The 17,030-nt window shown below is 43.9% G+C and carries 18 protein-coding genes, 1 other RNA gene and 1 pseudogene; 11 read left to right on the top strand and 9 right to left on the bottom strand.

All coding sequences use genetic code 11. From position 1 onward, the window contains the following. Window positions 1-3: 3 nt before the first annotated feature. The 5 genes from ssrA to smpB all read right to left on the bottom strand — a co-directional run bounded on the left by ssrA (window position 4) and on the right by smpB (window position 4,859). Window positions 4-370, bottom strand: a transfer-messenger RNA (tmRNA) gene (ssrA, locus tag HOO90_RS00350). A gap of 220 nt (window positions 371-590) precedes the next feature. Next, window positions 591-2,435 (bottom strand): DNA helicase RecQ, encoded by a 1,845-nt coding sequence (gene recQ / locus HOO90_RS00345; protein ID WP_292838308.1) that lies wholly within the window; start codon window positions 2,433-2,435, stop codon window positions 591-593. A gap of 133 nt (window positions 2,436-2,568) precedes the next feature. Further along, complete coding sequence (locus HOO90_RS00340) at window positions 2,569-2,943, bottom strand: DUF4440 domain-containing protein (protein WP_292838306.1); 375 nt, start codon at window positions 2,941-2,943, stop codon at window positions 2,569-2,571. A 139-nt stretch (window positions 2,944-3,082) separates the two neighbouring features. Then, entirely contained in the window at window positions 3,083-4,210 is a 1,128-nt protein-coding gene (locus HOO90_RS00335) for an OmpA family protein (protein WP_292838304.1), read from the bottom strand. A 199-nt stretch (window positions 4,211-4,409) separates the two neighbouring features. Beyond that, window positions 4,410-4,859 carry an SsrA-binding protein SmpB gene (gene smpB, locus HOO90_RS00330; protein WP_292838302.1) on the bottom strand — a complete coding sequence of 150 codons (450 nt, stop codon included), beginning with the start codon at window positions 4,857-4,859 and terminating at the stop codon, window positions 4,410-4,412. Window positions 4,860-4,965: 106 nt separating this feature from the next. On the opposite strand from smpB, the gene HOO90_RS00325 reads away from it, so the two are divergent. Both HOO90_RS00325 and HOO90_RS00320 read left to right on the top strand, forming a co-directional pair. Next, window positions 4,966-5,400, top strand: a complete 435-nt coding sequence (locus HOO90_RS00325) for a type II toxin-antitoxin system RatA family toxin (RefSeq protein WP_292838300.1) — start codon at window positions 4,966-4,968, stop codon at window positions 5,398-5,400. Between the two features lie 40 nt (window positions 5,401-5,440). Continuing rightward, complete coding sequence (locus tag HOO90_RS00320; protein WP_292838298.1) at window positions 5,441-5,767, top strand: RnfH family protein; 327 nt, start codon at window positions 5,441-5,443, stop codon at window positions 5,765-5,767. A gap of 21 nt (window positions 5,768-5,788) precedes the next feature. On the opposite strand, the gene HOO90_RS00315 is transcribed toward HOO90_RS00320, so the two are convergent. Both HOO90_RS00315 and HOO90_RS00310 read right to left on the bottom strand, forming a co-directional pair. Beyond that, window positions 5,789-6,343, bottom strand: a complete 555-nt coding sequence (locus HOO90_RS00315) for a DUF4124 domain-containing protein (RefSeq protein WP_292838296.1) — start codon at window positions 6,341-6,343, stop codon at window positions 5,789-5,791. A 182-nt stretch (window positions 6,344-6,525) separates the two neighbouring features. Further along, window positions 6,526-7,359 carry a GntR family transcriptional regulator gene (locus HOO90_RS00310; protein WP_292838294.1) on the bottom strand — a complete coding sequence of 278 codons (834 nt, stop codon included), beginning with the start codon at window positions 7,357-7,359 and terminating at the stop codon, window positions 6,526-6,528. A gap of 172 nt (window positions 7,360-7,531) precedes the next feature. Here HOO90_RS00310 and guaB point away from each other — a divergent pair, with 172 nt between their 5' ends. The 9 genes from guaB (at window position 7,532) to HOO90_RS00265 (ending at window position 15,189) form a co-directional block, all read left to right on the top strand. Further along, window positions 7,532-8,992: an IMP dehydrogenase gene (gene guaB / locus HOO90_RS00305; RefSeq protein WP_292838292.1), complete on the top strand. Its 1,461-nt coding sequence runs from the start codon at window positions 7,532-7,534 to the stop codon at window positions 8,990-8,992. A gap of 87 nt (window positions 8,993-9,079) precedes the next feature. After that, entirely contained in the window at window positions 9,080-10,687 is a 1,608-nt protein-coding gene (gene guaA, locus HOO90_RS00300; protein WP_292838290.1) for a glutamine-hydrolyzing GMP synthase, read from the top strand. A gap of 15 nt (window positions 10,688-10,702) precedes the next feature. Next, the gene (locus HOO90_RS00295; protein ID WP_292838288.1) at window positions 10,703-11,209 is read left to right on the top strand and encodes a GreA/GreB family elongation factor; all 507 of its coding nucleotides are present in this window, start codon (window positions 10,703-10,705) and stop codon (window positions 11,207-11,209) included. Further along, window positions 11,206-11,808 carry a nitroreductase family protein gene (locus HOO90_RS00290; RefSeq protein WP_292838286.1) on the top strand — a complete coding sequence of 201 codons (603 nt, stop codon included), beginning with the start codon at window positions 11,206-11,208 and terminating at the stop codon, window positions 11,806-11,808. Before HOO90_RS00295 ends, HOO90_RS00290 begins: the two co-directional genes overlap by 4 nt. 28 nt (window positions 11,809-11,836) lie before the next feature. After that, window positions 11,837-13,432 (top strand): ABC-F family ATPase, encoded by a 1,596-nt coding sequence (locus HOO90_RS00285; RefSeq protein ID WP_292838284.1) that lies wholly within the window; start codon window positions 11,837-11,839, stop codon window positions 13,430-13,432. Window positions 13,433-13,444: 12 nt separating this feature from the next. After that, window positions 13,445-13,843 (top strand): hypothetical protein, encoded by a 399-nt coding sequence (locus HOO90_RS00280; protein ID WP_292838282.1) that lies wholly within the window; start codon window positions 13,445-13,447, stop codon window positions 13,841-13,843. Between the two features lie 129 nt (window positions 13,844-13,972). Then, window positions 13,973-14,116 carry a DUF3149 domain-containing protein gene (locus tag HOO90_RS00275; RefSeq protein WP_292838280.1) on the top strand — a complete coding sequence of 48 codons (144 nt, stop codon included), beginning with the start codon at window positions 13,973-13,975 and terminating at the stop codon, window positions 14,114-14,116. 344 nt (window positions 14,117-14,460) lie between these two features. Beyond that, window positions 14,461-14,733 carry an HU family DNA-binding protein gene (locus HOO90_RS00270; protein WP_292838278.1) on the top strand — a complete coding sequence of 91 codons (273 nt, stop codon included), beginning with the start codon at window positions 14,461-14,463 and terminating at the stop codon, window positions 14,731-14,733. 93 nt (window positions 14,734-14,826) lie between these two features. Beyond that, a complete protein-coding gene (locus HOO90_RS00265; protein ID WP_292838276.1) occupies window positions 14,827-15,189 on the top strand; it encodes a DUF123 domain-containing protein in 363 nt (120 codons plus the stop codon). Between the two features lie 57 nt (window positions 15,190-15,246). On the opposite strand, the gene HOO90_RS00260 is transcribed toward HOO90_RS00265, so the two are convergent. Together HOO90_RS00260 and HOO90_RS00255 are read right to left on the bottom strand one after the other, a co-directional pair. Then, a complete protein-coding gene (locus HOO90_RS00260) occupies window positions 15,247-16,671 on the bottom strand; it encodes a sigma-54 dependent transcriptional regulator (RefSeq protein ID WP_292838274.1) in 1,425 nt (474 codons plus the stop codon). 110 nt (window positions 16,672-16,781) lie between these two features. Next, window positions 16,782-17,030, bottom strand: a pseudogene (locus HOO90_RS00255) (TonB-dependent receptor); the annotation flags it as partial.

Here is a 17,030-nt window from a genome sequence, read left to right as displayed (position 1 = left end):
AAATGGTGGAGCTGGCGGGAATCGAACCCGCGTCCGCAAATCCTCCCCAGACAGTTCTACATACTTAGCCTTGTTGTTTAATTTAATCTGCACCACACCAACAGACAAGCGGTTTACAGACGAGCTACCTTAAGGTTAATGATGTACTAAGTGGCCCAGCACAACACGTATCCCGTGTATATGACACTACGTATGGGTTACCCCAATCCAACCCACGGGAGAGCTGGTGTAGCGTCCAGCAGGATTAAGCTGCTAGAGAGTAAGTTTCGTCGTTTGCGACTATACTTGTTTCAGCTGTATTTACGAGGTAATCTGAGCCTCGGTATGCCCTGCACTGCTTTGTAACCCACGTCGAAACCTGGTCAGCCCCAAATCAGTCTAATTATGACTCACCAAACTTAAACTTAGTTCATGCTCAGCTCATCAAGAGCTTAATTATACGCGCTTATGACTGTATACGTGTATTGATATTTTTATAGGATTACGCATTTAACCTTTTGGCACAACTTATGCGTTAAAAGCACCTGCCCTGCAGGCCAATAGGGACGCGCTTCGCAGGGCAGCTATTTTTAGCTTATCTGATTCAAAAGTTATCTATCTTCCAGCACTTCTAAAAAGGCATCACCGTATCGTTCAAGCTTAGCCTGCCCAACACCAGAGATTTGGCTCATTTCAGTCAGGCTGCCAGGTTTTTGGTTGAGTATTTCTAACAACGTGCTGTCGTGAAATATCAAATAGGGCGGCACACCTTGTTCTTTAGCAAGTTCCATACGTTTGGCTTTCAGTGCATGCCACAGCGGGTCGTCAGCCACTTCTTCGTAGCCTTCTTTGGCACGACTGCCGCGTTCGGCCTTACTGACTTTACGCGTGGCAACTACTTCTGAATCTTGGCGCAACCACACTTCTGCCTCGCCTTTTAGAAAGGGTTTTGCAGATTCAGCCAATTTCAATCCGCCAAAAGCTTCAATATCGCTTTCTAAGTAACCACCTGCGACTAACTGCCGATAAACACTGCTCCATTGTGGTTGCGATATGCCTTTACCAATGCCGAATGTGCTTAAGTTTTGATGACTAAATTGCTGAATTTTGGGTGTATTTCTACCCAACAACACATCAATTAAATGCACCACACCAAAGCGTTGCCCTGTGCGATACACGCAAGAAAGCGCCATTTGTGCGGCTTGCGTAGCATCCCAAGTATCAACGGGGGATAAACAATTGTCACATTGTCCGCAATCGCCAGGATGTTGTTCGCCAAAGTAACGCAACAAGGTTTGGTGGCGACAGATGGTTGATTCGCAAAAACCTAAAAGCGCATCGAGCTTTTGCCGCTCCACGGCTTTGCGTTCTTCTGGCGCATCGCCAGAATCCAACATTTTGCGCATGCTCACTACATCGCCCAGTCCATAGGTCATCCAAGCGTTGGCGGGCAAGCCATCGCGCCCTGCGCGTCCTGTTTCTTGGTAGTAGCCTTCCATACTTTTGGGTAAGTCTAAATGCGCCACAAAGCGCACATTGGGCTTATCAATACCCATGCCAAAGGCCACCGTGGCCACCATGATTACGCCTTCTTCACGCAAAAATCGGCGTTGATTTAGGTTGCGAACACGTGCGTCTAGGCCCGCATGGTAAGGCAAGGCATCCCAACCGCGCGATTTTAACCACTCGGCGGTTTCTTCTACTTTTTTACGACTTAGGCAATACACAATGCCCGCATCATTCGCATGTTCGCTCTCTAAAAAAGCTTCTAACTGCTGACGGGCGCTTGTTTTTTGTGACGCGCCCTTTTGCGTAACGCGGTATTTAATGTTTGGCCGATCAAAACTAGAAACAAACTGGCGCGCATTTTCAAGCTGCAAACGCTCAATAATTTCCGCCCGTGTCGGCGCATCGGCAGTCGCTGTAAGCGCAATACGCGGCACCTGTGGAAAACGTTCATGCAATACGGTCAGCTTGCGATATTCTGGGCGGAAATCATGGCCCCATTGCGACACACAATGCGCCTCATCAATCGCAAAAAGCGCAATACCCGCGCCCTGTTCAATTTCGTCTAGCAACGATAAAAAACTGCTCATCAATAAACGTTCAGGCGCCACATACACAATCTGCAAATGGCCGCGCATGAGCTGCACGGTAATATCCCGCGTCTCATCTGCATCTTGGCTGGAGTTCAAAAAAGCAGCTCGCACGCCGAGTTGCTTGAGCGCATCTACTTGATCTTGCATTAAGGCAATGAGCGGCGACACCACAATGCCAACACCCTCACGCAACAAGGCTGGCAACTGATAACACAAGGACTTTCCGCCGCCAGTCGGCATCAATACCAGCGCATCACCACCGGTGGTGACATGCTCGACGATGGCCTGCTGTTCACCTCTAAATGTGGAATAACCAAAAACATCGTGCAGGGTTTGTAAAACGGAGATATTTGACATGGTGCTATTGTACACCTCTGACAAACACTCTATTAAGCGCATGCTAAGGATAACAACACCTAGCTTTAAGAAAAACTAGTTTTAACTGTACCAAGATGAACACTTCGGTACGCTAATTAACTACCACTGAAACCTAACTTTTCATATTCCAAACATGCGAGTTGGTAAGCCATTTACCGTCAGAATGCTGCTCAAGCACACTCATAGTAATGCCGCCAAAAGTGGACGAATCATTGCCATTAGCACTCCATTTTGATACCTGGTAGATTATTTTATCCGAACCGCCAACCTCAATAATTTCCAAGTGATGATTGTGAACACCATTTTTAATGAATTCCATGAATAAATTTTCAATTTCGTCATGCCCACTAAGCATCACTCCATTCCCAGGCGACAAAGTAGCATTTTCAGCATACAGTTTTACCAGCACCTTAATATTCTTATTATTAAGCGCCTTATTCCATAAGGCATTGGCTGACTCAACGATCAACTTTACTTCAATATTCATTTTAACTTTCCATTTTAGCAATGTATGCAGTTTAAATAGGATGCAATTTGATAAAATTGCATCCTCTGTAGCATACCTTTGTTAATCGGCTAACGCCTTTTTAGTCAATTTGTTACACCTAATGTTGCCAGAAAATGGCTTAATTACAAGTAGTGGCGCCTTCCACTTGATGTTGCTCTTGCTCTGAGATAATCACGCGACGGTCAGGCGCTAAACACGCAATCAATGCTTTACCTTTAATGCCTTTGCAATCGGCTGCTGGTTCAGATTCACCTTTGCCAACGGCCTGTAAACGGCTCGCATCAACCCCTTGCGAGACTATATAGTCTTTTACTTCATTGGCACGACGTTCTGACAGTTTTTGGTTATAGTTTTCAGAACCAATGCGGTCAGTATGGCCGTTGACCAAGACCAGTGTGAACTCTGGATGCGCTTTCAATTTTGTGACCACCTCGTCCAGAATTGGCTTGGCACCATCTTGCAAATTAAATTTATCAAAACCAAACAGTTTTTCTGCTGATATTGTTACTGTTTCAAATTTTGGTTTACAAGGAGCAGCTACTGGAATTGGTGCTGGGCTAGGCGCTGGAGCTGGTTCAACTGCAGCGACCGGCGCTACATATGGCGCAGGAGTAGGCTCAGGTTCTGCGGCAATCACTGGTGCCGCCACTGGCGCACCAAAGCGGAAAATTGCACCTAAACTAAGTAAGGTGTTGCCAATTGTGCCCTCTGCATCAAATGAAGTACCTGGGGCTCTAGCATTTGTACGCGTCCACTGGTGGCGTAGGTCAGCTTGTAAGCCAAAATTATCGCTAACTAAATATTGCGCACCAACACCAACATTGGCCAACCATGAGTTTTTACGTTTGTCTGTCAGTGTCGGAATATTATTGTAATCCACTACATTATGTGCGGCGCCTACCCCAGCCAATACGAATGGTCGAACGTTACTGCGACTAAACAAATACAAGGCATCTAAACCTAAAGTTGTCTGTGTGTATTGGCCACCAGCACCTACGATATTAGTGTCTTCGTGTGCGCGGTTATAACCTAGACCACCTTGAATATCCCAGCTTGGGCTTATTTCTTTACCTAATCGTAGAAAACCGCCACCGCCATTAGTTGCTTCTAAATCATGATGTGTATTCAGGTAGCTAATGCCTGGCAGAGCATACCAAGCACCGCGGTACAAATCTTCCGCTGAAGAAGAAAGTGCAGTTAAGCCTAATGTTGTAGCCACTGCAATTTTAATAAGATTTTGTTTCATTTTTTATTACCCCTAGTTTTAAGTGTCGAAAATAATTTGCGCCAAACGCCAACGCCTTATGTTGCGAATAGTACGCAAGCACTTTCAATCACTCTGTACGCTAGACCACATAGCGTATTATTCTTTTTAGTTGAGCCAAACCATAAAAAAAGCCCAGTCACTTCTGACTAGGCTGCTAAATGTGAAGCTGATGGTGTAATTATTTATTATGTGCCCGCATAATACGGCCTTTTTCACGCTCCCAATCGCGCTCTTTTTCGGTATCGCGTTTGTCGTGTTGCTTTTTACCTTTAGCTAGGCCAATTTGCACTTTTACGCGCCCTTTTGAAAAGTGCATATCCAATGGCACGATGGTGTAACCAGAGCGCTCTACTTTTGCAATTAATTTTAGAATTTCTTCATTATGCAATAATAGCTTACGTGTTCTAATCGCGTCAGGACGGACATGTGTAGAAGCTGCGCCAAGTGGCGTGACATGGCAACCGATTAAATAAATTTCGCCGCGCTGAATAATGACATAGGCTTCTTTAATATTTACGCGGTTTTCACGAATGGCTTTGACTTCCCAGCCTTCTAATACAACGCCCGCTTCGTATTTATCTTCGATAAAGTAATCAAAAAAGGCTTTTTTATTTTGTGCAATGCTCATAAAACTAAAAATTTCTTGGCGAATGACTTAAAATAACATTTTACTCTAGTTATCACTTAGAGCTAATCCGAATTATTTGGCAACTTTACTTCACCTTCAGGAACCCATGGCGCAAGTTCAAAAATCCGTACTTATTCACCACTCGGCTAGCCGCATGTATGCGCTGGTAGATGATGTAACCAAGTATCCTAAATTTTTGCCTTGGTGCGGGGGCGTGGATTTAATCAAGCAAGATGAGGCTTCCACCATCGCCACCTTGCATATTGCCTACCATGGCCTGCACCAAAAATTCACCACCGAAAACCATAAAACTTATCCCAGCTTAATGGAAATCAAACTAAAAGATGGCCCCTTCAAACATCTAGAAGGCGTTTGGCGATTTACCGTGCTGAATGAAAATGCATGTAAAGTTGAGTTCATGCTTAATTACGAATTTGCTAATAGTTTTTTAGAAAAAATTATCTCGCCTGTGTTTAGCCATATTGCCAATACCTTTGTAGACGGCTTTGTGTCGCGGGCAGATATTGTTTACAAAGACTAGCTACGAAATTTGTGACGAAAATTAACCATTAGGAATTGAAATGAATCGCTCTGAGATTATTGTGGAAGTGGCCTATGCAGAACCTAAAGAACAACTGATTGTTCCGTTTAAGGCAAAAGATGGCATTACCGCAGAACAGGCCATTAAATCTTCGGGGATTCTAGAAAAATTTCCAGAAATTGATTTAGCGGTAAATAAAATTGGTATCTTTGGCAAACTAGCAAAACTAGACACACCATTGCGCCACTTGGACCGTGTTGAAATCTACCGCCCACTGATTGCCGACCCTAAAGAAGTACGCAAACAACGCGCGGCCGATGGGAAAGTCATGAAAAAAGGTGGTGGAGATGCACCGCCTGAAGCTTAATCCAAAAGTAATACAGACGAGTTAATCGCAATATTTTTCTACATCGCGCTGTGCGTCGGCCTTGCCTTGGCTAATTTCTGCATCACCTAAATATTGTTTTTGACCATTTTCATCAGTTTTAGCAATTCTGCCACCATTGGTAAATGTCGCTAAGTTTTGCTTTGCTGCCGTGCAATTTGCTTGCTTGGTTTCTAATTCGGCTTTCTTTTGTTCGTCTGCTTTCTTTTGCGCTTCTGCATCTTTAGCACGTTTTGCTGCAGCCTCTTCTTTATTCAAAGGTGCTTTTTCGGTGTTACTCTTATCGGCCTCAGCGCTTTCTCCCGCAGTTTTTTCTTTGGCAGCCACAGCCTTATCTTTATTAATCGCCGCTGTAATATTACCCTCCACTGGCGTAAGTGGTGCAAGGCCTGTGGGCTTGGCTACTTTTTTACCTTGCACGCTTTCCAATTTAACATTGGACGGTGGTGGCACATCGCTATAACGCATCACGCCATTTTTATCTTTCCACTTATAGATTTCTGCCGAGGCTAGTGTGGGTAGTAAAACCGCACATAACAAAAAAATACGCAACTTCATAATAAAAGCCCTTTAACTCGATTTAAATACTGGTAAATGATTTTAAAATAATAGTATTGCCAGATAAATATTCAAGCAAGCATTATTATCGTGATTTTAAATAAATCACTTCAGACTTTTATAAATGTACGGAATTTAAGAGCTGGCTTTTGAACTAGTGACTTGAACTACAGACTTTTGAACTAAAAGCCCAGCTTTACTTGATAGGCATAGGCATCACCTCTGCAGGTGGTTTCAACATATTCAATCAGCTTGCTATCCACGCCATAAGTACGTCGCTTCAAAAATAAACAAGGAGAGCTAGCTTTAAAACCAAACAATTTGGACTCTACATCTGAACTAGGCATAGCTTCAATCGATTGCTCTGCCCACCCCAAACTGACCTTGCAAACCTCTTGCAAAAATTGATATACCGAGCCGGTCGCGTCCCAATTTTGCAAAGCAGGCACCGCGCTTACCTCATACCAAGCGACTTCTCTGTTAATTGGCACGCCATCAGCTAGATGCAAACGAACCACCCGTAAAAATGAAACATCAGCTGGTAATTGAAAGATTGAAGCAACGGTTTTATCGAGCCAAATATCAATACTTTCCAACTTAGTTGAGGCGGATTTTCCCAATGCTTGGATTTCTTCAGAAAAACTTGTAATCTTTGCTAAAGAGTTAGCGAATGGTTCTGGGTTATTGACTGAGGTGCCACCTCTGCCGTGCGCGTTTAAAAGTCCAACACTTCGCAATTCATCGTAACAACGCTTAACTGTAGTGCGACTTAGATTCAAAGCTTGCGCTAAGTCGCGTTCGGATGGCAGACCCAAACCGTGCACTATTTCACCCGATTCGATTAACTGCTCGATATGACGTATCAACTGTTTATAATAGGGCTCAGAAGTCTGATCATCAATACTTAGTCGGTCTATCATTTGCCTTACGGTTAATTTTTTTCTTCTATCTTGCATGGATTTTGCGTTTTCAATATTTGCTAGCGCCTGTTTGAACCAGCGCTTTGATAAAAACAATCATACAAGTATTCATGACCAGACTGACGCGAGCTAACAACATTTAACATTTATCAAATTAATTTTTAAAAAAACCGTGTTTTCATTTAAGCCTTTAAAGTTTTTTGCAGTGAACACTCGCGCCTTTTAGCTGAATTCTGTATAATTTCGTTTTGGGTACAAGGATTTACGCATGCGTTTATTGCAACAAGCTCTCACCTTTGATGATGTTTTACTAGTGCCAGCCTACTCTAATGTGCTGCCACGCGAGGTATCACTCGCAACACAACTCACACGCAACATTCAATTAAACATTCCGCTTTTATCAGCGGCTATGGACACGGTGACCGAAGCGCCACTGGCGATTGCGCTGGCTCAAGAAGGCGGTTTAGGCTTCATTCACAAAAACATGACCGCCATGAAACAAGCAGCGCATGTTGCACGTGTGAAGCGTTTTGAATCGGGAGTTGTTAATGACCCAATCACCATTCAAAGTCACATGACCGTGCGTGATGTACTCGAACTGAACCACCTGCATAAAATCTCTGGTATTCCAGTGGTTGATAACGGCAAAATTGTTGGCATTGTGACTAACCGAGATTTGCGCTTTGAAACCAATCTTGATCAGCCTATTAAAAACATCATGACGCCAAGAAATAAATTGGTCACAGTGCGCGAAGGCGCACCAAAGGATGAAGTGATTCGCTTATTACATCAACATCGTTTAGAACGTGTATTAGTAATTGATGCAAACGACACACTCAAAGGCTTGATTACCGTTAAAGATATACAAAAATCAACTGACCACCCGCTTGCATGTAAAGACGCACAAGGTAGATTACGCGTTGGTGCAGCTGTTGGCGTGGGCGAAGGCACTGAAGAACGTGTTGCCGCTTTATCTGAAGCTGGTGTTGATGTGATTGTAGTTGATACCGCTCATGGACATTCGCAAGGCGTATTAGATCGTGTGACATGGGTCAAAAAACACTTCCCACACATTGAAGTGATTGGTGGCAACATTGCCACGGCTAGCGCTGCTCTAGCATTAGTAGATGCAGGTGCAGATGGCGTTAAAGTGGGTATTGGTCCAGGCTCAATCTGTACTACCCGTATTGTGGCGGGTGTGGGCGTTCCACAAATCAGCGCAATCGCCAATGTAGCCAAAGCGCTTGAAAAATCAGGCGTGCCATTTATTGCAGATGGCGGCATACGTTTCTCTGGTGACATTTCAAAAGCCATTGCAGCAGGCGCACACAGCGTGATGCTTGGCGGCATGTTTGCAGGGACTGAAGAAGCACCTGGTGACATCGAGTTATTCCAAGGTCGCTCGTATAAATCTTACCGCGGCATGGGTTCTATCGGTGCAATGCAAAAAGGCTCGAGCGACCGTTACTTCCAAGATACCAATAGCGGTGCCGATAAATTAGTGCCTGAAGGCATTGAAGGTCGCGTACCTTACAAAGGCAGCTCCATTGCCGTGATTCACCAATTAATGGGTGGCTTACGTGCTTCTATGGGCTACGTAGGTTGCTCGACCATTGAAGAAATGCGTAATACGGCCGAATTTGTTCAAATTACTTCTGCAGGTATGCGTGAGTCCCACGTGCATGATGTGCAGATTACCAAAGAAGCACCAAACTACCGCGTTGACTAGCTCAACATTGCTGTAAAAATCAATGCTCTGGAAGCCTCGTATTTATTGGCTTGCAGAGCATGTGTTTTAATAACTACCTGAATAAACATGACACATTCAAAAATCCTTATTCTCGATTTCGGCTCACAAGTCACTCAACTGATTGCACGTCGCGTGCGTGAAGCACATGTTTACTGTGAGATTCATCCTTGTGATGTTTCAAATGATTTTGTAAAAAACTTTGGCGCCGATGGCATTATCCTTTCAGGTAGCCATGCCAGTGCTTATGCAGAAGAATCTGATACCGCTCCGCAAGCCGTGTTCGAACTTGGCGTACCTGTGTTGGGCATTTGTTACGGCATGCAAACCATGGCGCAGCAACTTGGCGGCAAAGTTGAAGCGGGTCATAAGCGTGAATTCGGTTATGCACAAGTGCGCGCTCGCGGTCACTCTGCCCTATTCCGTGATATTCAAGATGAAACGAATGCAGAAGGTCACGGCTTGATTGACGTATGGATGAGCCACGGTGACAAAGTGACTGAATTGCCTGCTGGCTTTAAAGTGATTGCCAGCAACGATACTACGCCTATTGCCGCGATGGCTGACGAAACACGTCAATTCTACGCAGTACAGTTTCACCCAGAAGTGACGCACACCAAGCAAGGTCAAGCCATGCTTAACCGCTTTGTGTTGGAAATTTGTGGTACAAAGCCAGACTGGATTATGGGCGACTACATTTCAGAAGCGGTCGCTAAAATCAAAGCACAAGTTGGTGATGAAGAAGTGATTTTAGGCTTATCAGGCGGCGTAGATTCTAGCGTTGCAGCTGCTCTAATTCATCGTGCAATTGGTGATCAGTTGACTTGTGTTTTTGTTGACCACGGCCTACTTCGCTTAAATGAAGGCGACTTAGTGATGGAAATGTTCGCAGGACGCCTACATGTGAACGTGATTCGCGTCGATGCGACCGATCAATTCATGGGACATTTAGCTGGCGTGAACGACCCAGAAGCTAAACGTAAAATTATCGGCCGTGAATTTGTTGAGGTATTTAAAAATGAGGCCGCCAAGCTCAAGGCGGGATCTGGCGGCCATAAAGGCGCAACATTTCTAGCACAAGGCACTATTTACCCTGACGTGATTGAATCTGGCGGTGCAAAATCTAAAAAAGCCGTCACGATTAAAAGTCATCACAACGTGGGTGGTTTGCCTGAACAATTAGGATTAAAACTACTAGAACCGCTACGTGATTTATTTAAAGATGAAGTACGTGAACTTGGCGTGGCCCTTGGCTTGCCAGCTGATATGGTATATCGCCACCCATTCCCAGGCCCAGGTTTAGGCGTGCGTATTTTAGGTGAAATCAAAAAAGACTTTGCTGATTTACTGCGCCGCGCCGATGCTATTTTTATTGAAGAATTACGCAATACCAAAGATGATGCCACAGGCAAAACTTGGTATGAACTGACCAGCCAAGCGTTTACCGTATTCTTGCCAGTAAAATCTGTTGGCGTAATGGGCGATGGCCGTACTTATGATTACGTGGTGGCTTTACGCGCAGTAGTGACAAGTGACTTTATGACAGCGCACTGGGCTGAATTGCCCTATGCCTTACTCGGTCGCGTTTCAAACCGCATTATTAATGAAGTACGTGGTATCAACCGCGTGGTGTATGACGTTTCTGGCAAGCCGCCAGCAACGATTGAGTGGGAATAATTTAGGAGTACCGAGATGAGTCGTGCATTTGTGAATGAAGAAAGATTTGAACAAGCTGGTGGTGAAGAGCTCGTTGAACGCCCGATTAGCGAACACCCCAATTATGTGACCCCTACTGGCGCGCTTGAATTACAAACCCTTGAGGAATCATTAACTGCAGAGCTTGAAGTGCTTAAGAACGCCGCTGAGGATACTTTTTCAAAAGATAAAAAAGCTGAGTTAGAACGTGACTTACGTTATGTGCGCGCCAGACTTGACTCAACCATACTTATCGACCCGAAAACTCAAAGCCATGAAACAGTATTATTTGGCGCAACAGTCGAAGTAAAAGACGATGATGGTGCCCGCCATACGTTTCACATTGTGGGCGAAGATGAAGCCGATGCTAGCATCAATAAAGTCAGCTGGGTTTCACCATTAGCCAAAGCACTAATCGGTCAAAAAATTGGCGACACCGTGACTTGGCAACGTCCTGTAGGAAATACTAATTTAGAAATTTTGGACATCCATTACGAATCATGATTGTTAGCCAAGCCATAGAACAACGCCGCTCGGTGAAGGTATTTGACCCACACCACAAAATGATCGAGGAAGAAATAACTAAACTCATGTCATTGGCGATATTATCGCCCACTGCCTTTAACATTCAAAACTGGCGCTTTGTTGTTGTGACTGAACCCGTGCTGCGCCACCAAATTCGCGCTGTCAGTTGGAATCAGGCGCAAGTGGAAGAAGCGTCATTGCTGATTGTATTGACTGCGGATTTACAGGCTTGGGCCAAGCAACCTGAACGCTATTGGCGGAATGCACCGAAAGCTGCTTCTGATATTTTAGTGCCGATGATTGGTCACTATTATGGAAATAATGCTCAGGTGCAGCGTGATGAAGCCATGCGCTCTTGCGGAATGGCTGCCACAACTATTATGCTCGCCGCCAAAGAACTGGGTTACGACTCTTGCCCGATGGACGGTTTTGATTTTGATGCCGTAGCCAAACTGCTAAACCTACCTGCAGACCACATTCCGGTGATGTTTGTTGTTGTCGGCAAAGCATTAAAAGAAGCCTCACCCCGTGGTGGACAGCTCAGTTTAAATGAAGTCGTTATTTATAATAAATTTTAGTTTTTGATATTCAGATAAGGTATTAATTTTGTTAATTAGCAACAATATCACCGTACAGTTTGGCGCCAAGCCACTGTTTGAAAACGTATCCGTTAAATTTGGCGATAATAATCGCTATGGCTTGATTGGTGCAAATGGTTGTGGAAAATCCACCTACATGAAAGTCTTAGCAGGCGTACTCACACCGAGCGCAGGCAATATTTCATTGGACAATCACGAACGCATGGCGTTTTTGAAACAAGACCAATTTGCTTATGAAGACCAACGCGTGCTGGATGTGGTGATGATGGGTCACGAGCAAATGTGGAAAGCGAATGTGGAGAAAAATGCCATCTACGCGAATTTAGAAGCCACAGAAGACGATTATATGCGCGCCGCGGAGTTAGAAGGCGTATTTGCTGAATTTGATGGCTACACCGCCGAAGCGCGAGCAGGAGAATTATTGCTGGGCGTTGGTATTCCAATCGAACAACATAATGGGCCGATGAGCGCCGTTGCACCGGGCTGGAAGCTGCGTGTTTTGTTAGTCCAAGCGCTATTTGCAAACCCCGACATTTTGCTTCTCGATGAGCCAACCAATAACTTGGACATCAACACCATTCGCTGGTTAGAAGATATTCTGAATAATCGTGACTGTACAATGGTCATCATTTCACATGACCGACACTTTTTAAATCAGGTCTGTACTCATACCTGCGACATGGACTACGGAAAGATTGCGGTCTACCCGGGTAATTATGACGACTACATGGAAGCCAGTACCGCTGCGCGCGCGCAACAAGCCAAAGATAACGCCAAAGCCAAACAACAAATTGCCGATTTACAAGACTTCGTGCGTCGCTTCTCGGCAAATGCCTCAAAAGCCAAACAAGCCACAAGCCGTGCAAAACAGATAGATAAAATCAAGATTGAGGAATTCAAGCCTTCTTCACGTCAATATCCGTTTATTCGCTTTGAATACGATGAGCGCGAAAAACTTTACCGCAATGCGGTTGAGTTAAAAAAACTCAGCCATGGCTTTGATAAGCCACTATTTAACGACGTGGATATGATGTTTGAAGCCGGTGAAAAAGTGGCTATCATTGGTGAAAATGGTATTGGTAAGACCACGTTTTTACGCTGTTTAGCAGGTGATTTACAGCCTAAACACGGTGAAGTGAAATGGGCAGAAAAAGCCAATATCGGCTACTTTGCACAAGATCACGAATACGAATTTGAAGACGGAGAAGACTTGTTTGAATGGATGACCAAGTTCCGACAAACTGGTGACGACGACCAAGTGGTACGCAGCATGTTAGGCCGTTTGTTATTTGGTGGTGATGACACCAAAAAATCCGTAAAAGTACTTTCGGGTGGCGAAAAAGGCCGCATGCTTTACGGAAAAATGATGCTCGCTAGAACGAATGTCATGCTAATGGACGAACCCACCAACCACATGGACATGGAATCTATCGAAGCGCTGAATACCGCACTGGATAAATACAAAGGCACACTTTTCTTTGTCAGCCATGACCGCGAGTTTGTCAGCTCAATTGCTACGCGCATTATCGAAATTAAAGCCGATGGCATCGTGGACTTTACGGGTAACTATGAGGACTACCTAGCAAGTCAAGGCGTGGCTTAACTCTAAAATACCATGTTCAAACTGCTATGGATCCTCTTTCTTGGGATAGTTTGGTTCTTCACACTGGTAATGCATAGCATGGTATTTAACGCCTTAGGCCTTCGCGGAATTGCCTATTTACTTGTCCTATTCTGGTTAATTTATTTGGCAGGTTTGTGGTTTGAGCAAAACCGCATCACCGATACCGCATGGGCCATAATGCTGGGTTATGCTATTGGCATGATTCGTTTATTAGATTTAATCCCCAATAACCAAGCATTCGCACAATGGCTACGACATGTACCTAAATTCATCATAGGTGGCGTTGCCTTAGGCTTTATTATAATATTTGTTGGTATCTTACCGCTCATCGCCAAAAATATCATTGAAGCACACAAAGCAAAAAACCGTGTACTTGGGCGAGATTATTAAACAAAATAACCCTATAAAAATAATGTCTTTTTGACTTTCGTCAATACTGAGTCTAGGCAAGTGGCGCATATTAGCAACATGCGGTTGCAAGGATGCGCCGCTGTTAATTCTAGCCAAAGGATTCCCATCATGAAATTGCTTACCAATCTTTTTTCTTCCGATTATGGTTTAATGAGTTTAGTTGTTATTGCATTCGTTATTTTTATGAGTGTTTGGTTTTACCGTTTTTTCAAACGCCACATTGAAGAAGATGCTAGAAAAGCTGGGCTATAAAGTCCTAAATTCGATTGGCCCTAATAATCATTGATTTTTGTGTTATTCACGGTTGGCGGGTTTTCCGACTCCTCCTGTTAGTAATTTATTGGTGTGTCACTTAAGTTACGTTGGTTAATTGAAACAATAACGATATTGTCAGGCAAACAGGCCTAAAACACCTGCCTATTTGTAAGAAATAGCATGAATAACGTTGAAAACACGCTAAATGTCATTGAAATTCTCCTAATGGCATTATTTTATGTAAAATCTTTAAAACTTTCGCATCAAAGTAATTGACAGTTAAACGAAATGCACGCAAAGTAATGGTGCTTTTACAAAAACACTTTACAAAGGAATTTTGAATGAATAAATCTGAATTGATTGACGCTATTGCTGCTAGTGCAGGTCTTACTAAAGCGGATGCTGGTCGCGCTATTGATGCAACTACAGCTGCAATTACTGCCGCGCTTAAAAAAGGTGATGCAGTAACTTTAGTAGGCTTTGGTACATTTAAAGTAACACAACGTGCTGCACGTACAGGTCGCAACCCACGTACAGGCGCTGAGCTTAAAATTGCTGCACGTAAAGCACCAGGCTTTACAGCAGGTAAAACATTGAAAGATTCAGTTAATTAATTTCTGTAATTAACTCAATGCAAAAGGGGGCCATGCGCTCCCTTTTGTTTTTCGGCTAACTACTTATTCAATACATTATTAATTGATTGTTAATTGAGCAAAGCTAACCAACAACTCATCACGTATCAGCTTGAAATCATGCTTGCTGAGCCAACTAGGCTTTCTATTGGCAAGTTTGGTATCTTTACCTTCCCTGCGGGGCGATATGCTTATACGGGCAGCGCTAGGCGGTATATAGAAGCCCGTATTGCTCGGCATTTAAGCCAAGACAAAAAGTTAAGATGGCATATTGATTATTTACTAGCGTCGTGCCATGCTTCCATCGTAAATGTAACAAGGCACACAACTCCAGAATGTGAAATAAATCGGCGTACTGACGGGCATATTTTAATTGCGGGATTTGGTGCTAGTGACTGCCATGCAGGCTGCGGAAGCCATTTGAAGTATGTAACTTGATTGAATTAAATCTAGAGTGAATTAAGCCAAGACTTTAATTTAAAATTTAAATCAACGTTAACTGTTACTGGTAGTGCGTATTATAATCTGATGCTTTTCTAAGCGATAACGCATCGTCATGCGTGTAATGCCAAGTAATCGCGAGGCTTCTGAAACATTATTTTTCGCCTCTGCCAAGGCACGTAATAAAATAACTTTTTCCGCCTGATCCAGCGGCATTTGGCTGTCAATTTCAACTACTTTATTATTACTAGGCATTGGCAAGGCTAAGTCAGATTCTGTAATGCGGCTTTCGTGACAAAGCAACATCGCTCGGCTAACCTGATGACGTAATTCACGTACATTGCCTGGCCACTGGTAAGTGTTAATCACGTTCACTGCACCTTCTGAAAACGTAGGGCTAGCAATAAGTCCATAGCGCTTGGATGTTTGTGCGGCAAAATGCTCGGCAAGTAACATCGAATCGCCCTCCCGCTCACGCAAGGGTGGCAAATTAACATTCATTACATTTAATCTGTAATACAAATCCTGCCGAAAGCGGCCAGTCAGCGTCATTTCGTGCAAGTCTCGATTCGTCGCGGCAATAAAACGAGCCAGTACTGGGCGTTCTTTTGTTGAGCCAATACGGCGCACAACGCGACGCTCGAGTACATTAAGCAACTTGGCCTGCAATGGTAAAGGCAATTCACCTATTTCATCCAAAAACAATGTGCCATCTTCTGCCGCTTCAATCAAACCGGGTCTAGTTAGTAATGCTCCGGTAAACGCACCTCTTTCATGCCCAAACAGCTCACTTTCCATCAATTCATCGGGTAATGAAGCGCAATCAATATGCACAAATGGTTTTTCATTATTGGTGCACGACAAATGCAATAATCTTGCCGCTACATCTTTGCCAGTGCCGGTTTCACCGCTAATCAGCACGGTAGGTGGCACTGTATCTGCCGCGACAAGGTCAGCGATGCGCTTAACTTGCGCCTTGACGCTTTGCATGGCTGGGCTATCCCCTAGCAACTCCACCCCTTCGGTTGCGTGTGCATTACGCTGACGCGAATACACTAGACTATTACTTTGAATAACCGCTGTTTCAGCTTTTTGAACAGACAAGAGTAATTCTTCAAGATCAATGGGCTTTTTAAGATAATCCACCGCGCCATGCTTAATGGCATTCACGGTATCACTTATTTCGCCATGCGCCGTCATCACAATCACTGCAATGCTCTTTGCTACGAATTCCAATAGCAAATCCATGCCATTTCCATCAGGCAAACGCATATCAAGCAATACGATATCGGGTATAAATTGTTTAGACACCGTGCGCGCATCGTTCAGATTTTCTACATGCTCACAGATATACCCTGCCTTCTGTAATTTGCGCATCACCGCTTTAGCGAACAACACTTCATCCTCAACAATCAATAATTTTGATTGCTGATTCGCCTGTGTTGAAACTTCGCTATTACTGTGTTGCGCTAATTGCAAGTTATTCCCTAACTATTATTTATTGCGTTTTTAATATATTACTTGCTTCATAAAACATAATGCCGAATAAATCGGCATTATGTTTTTTTGTTGCTTTACTTAATCAACAATTAATCAGCATTTGATGCTGTTTTTTTACCGCCAAATTCATAGCGTACACCAAGCCAACCCGCACGTGGTGCACCTGGCATCAACATTTTTGATGGCTCATCCCCGCCACTAAAGACGCCGTTTTCAATCCAGTTTTCACCTAACATACCGCCCGTTGAGTACTCTTTATCAAAGATATTGATTGCCTTAGCAAAAACCTGCCAGCCACTGTTGCCAAATTTGTAACGTGTATCCAAGTTAACAACGGT

Origin of the sequence: Methylotenera sp. (assembly GCF_013141425.1) — a bacterium.
Classification (GTDB): Bacteria; Pseudomonadota; Gammaproteobacteria; order Burkholderiales; family Methylophilaceae; genus Methylotenera.
This window is presented reverse-complemented; position numbering and strand designations above follow the sequence as displayed.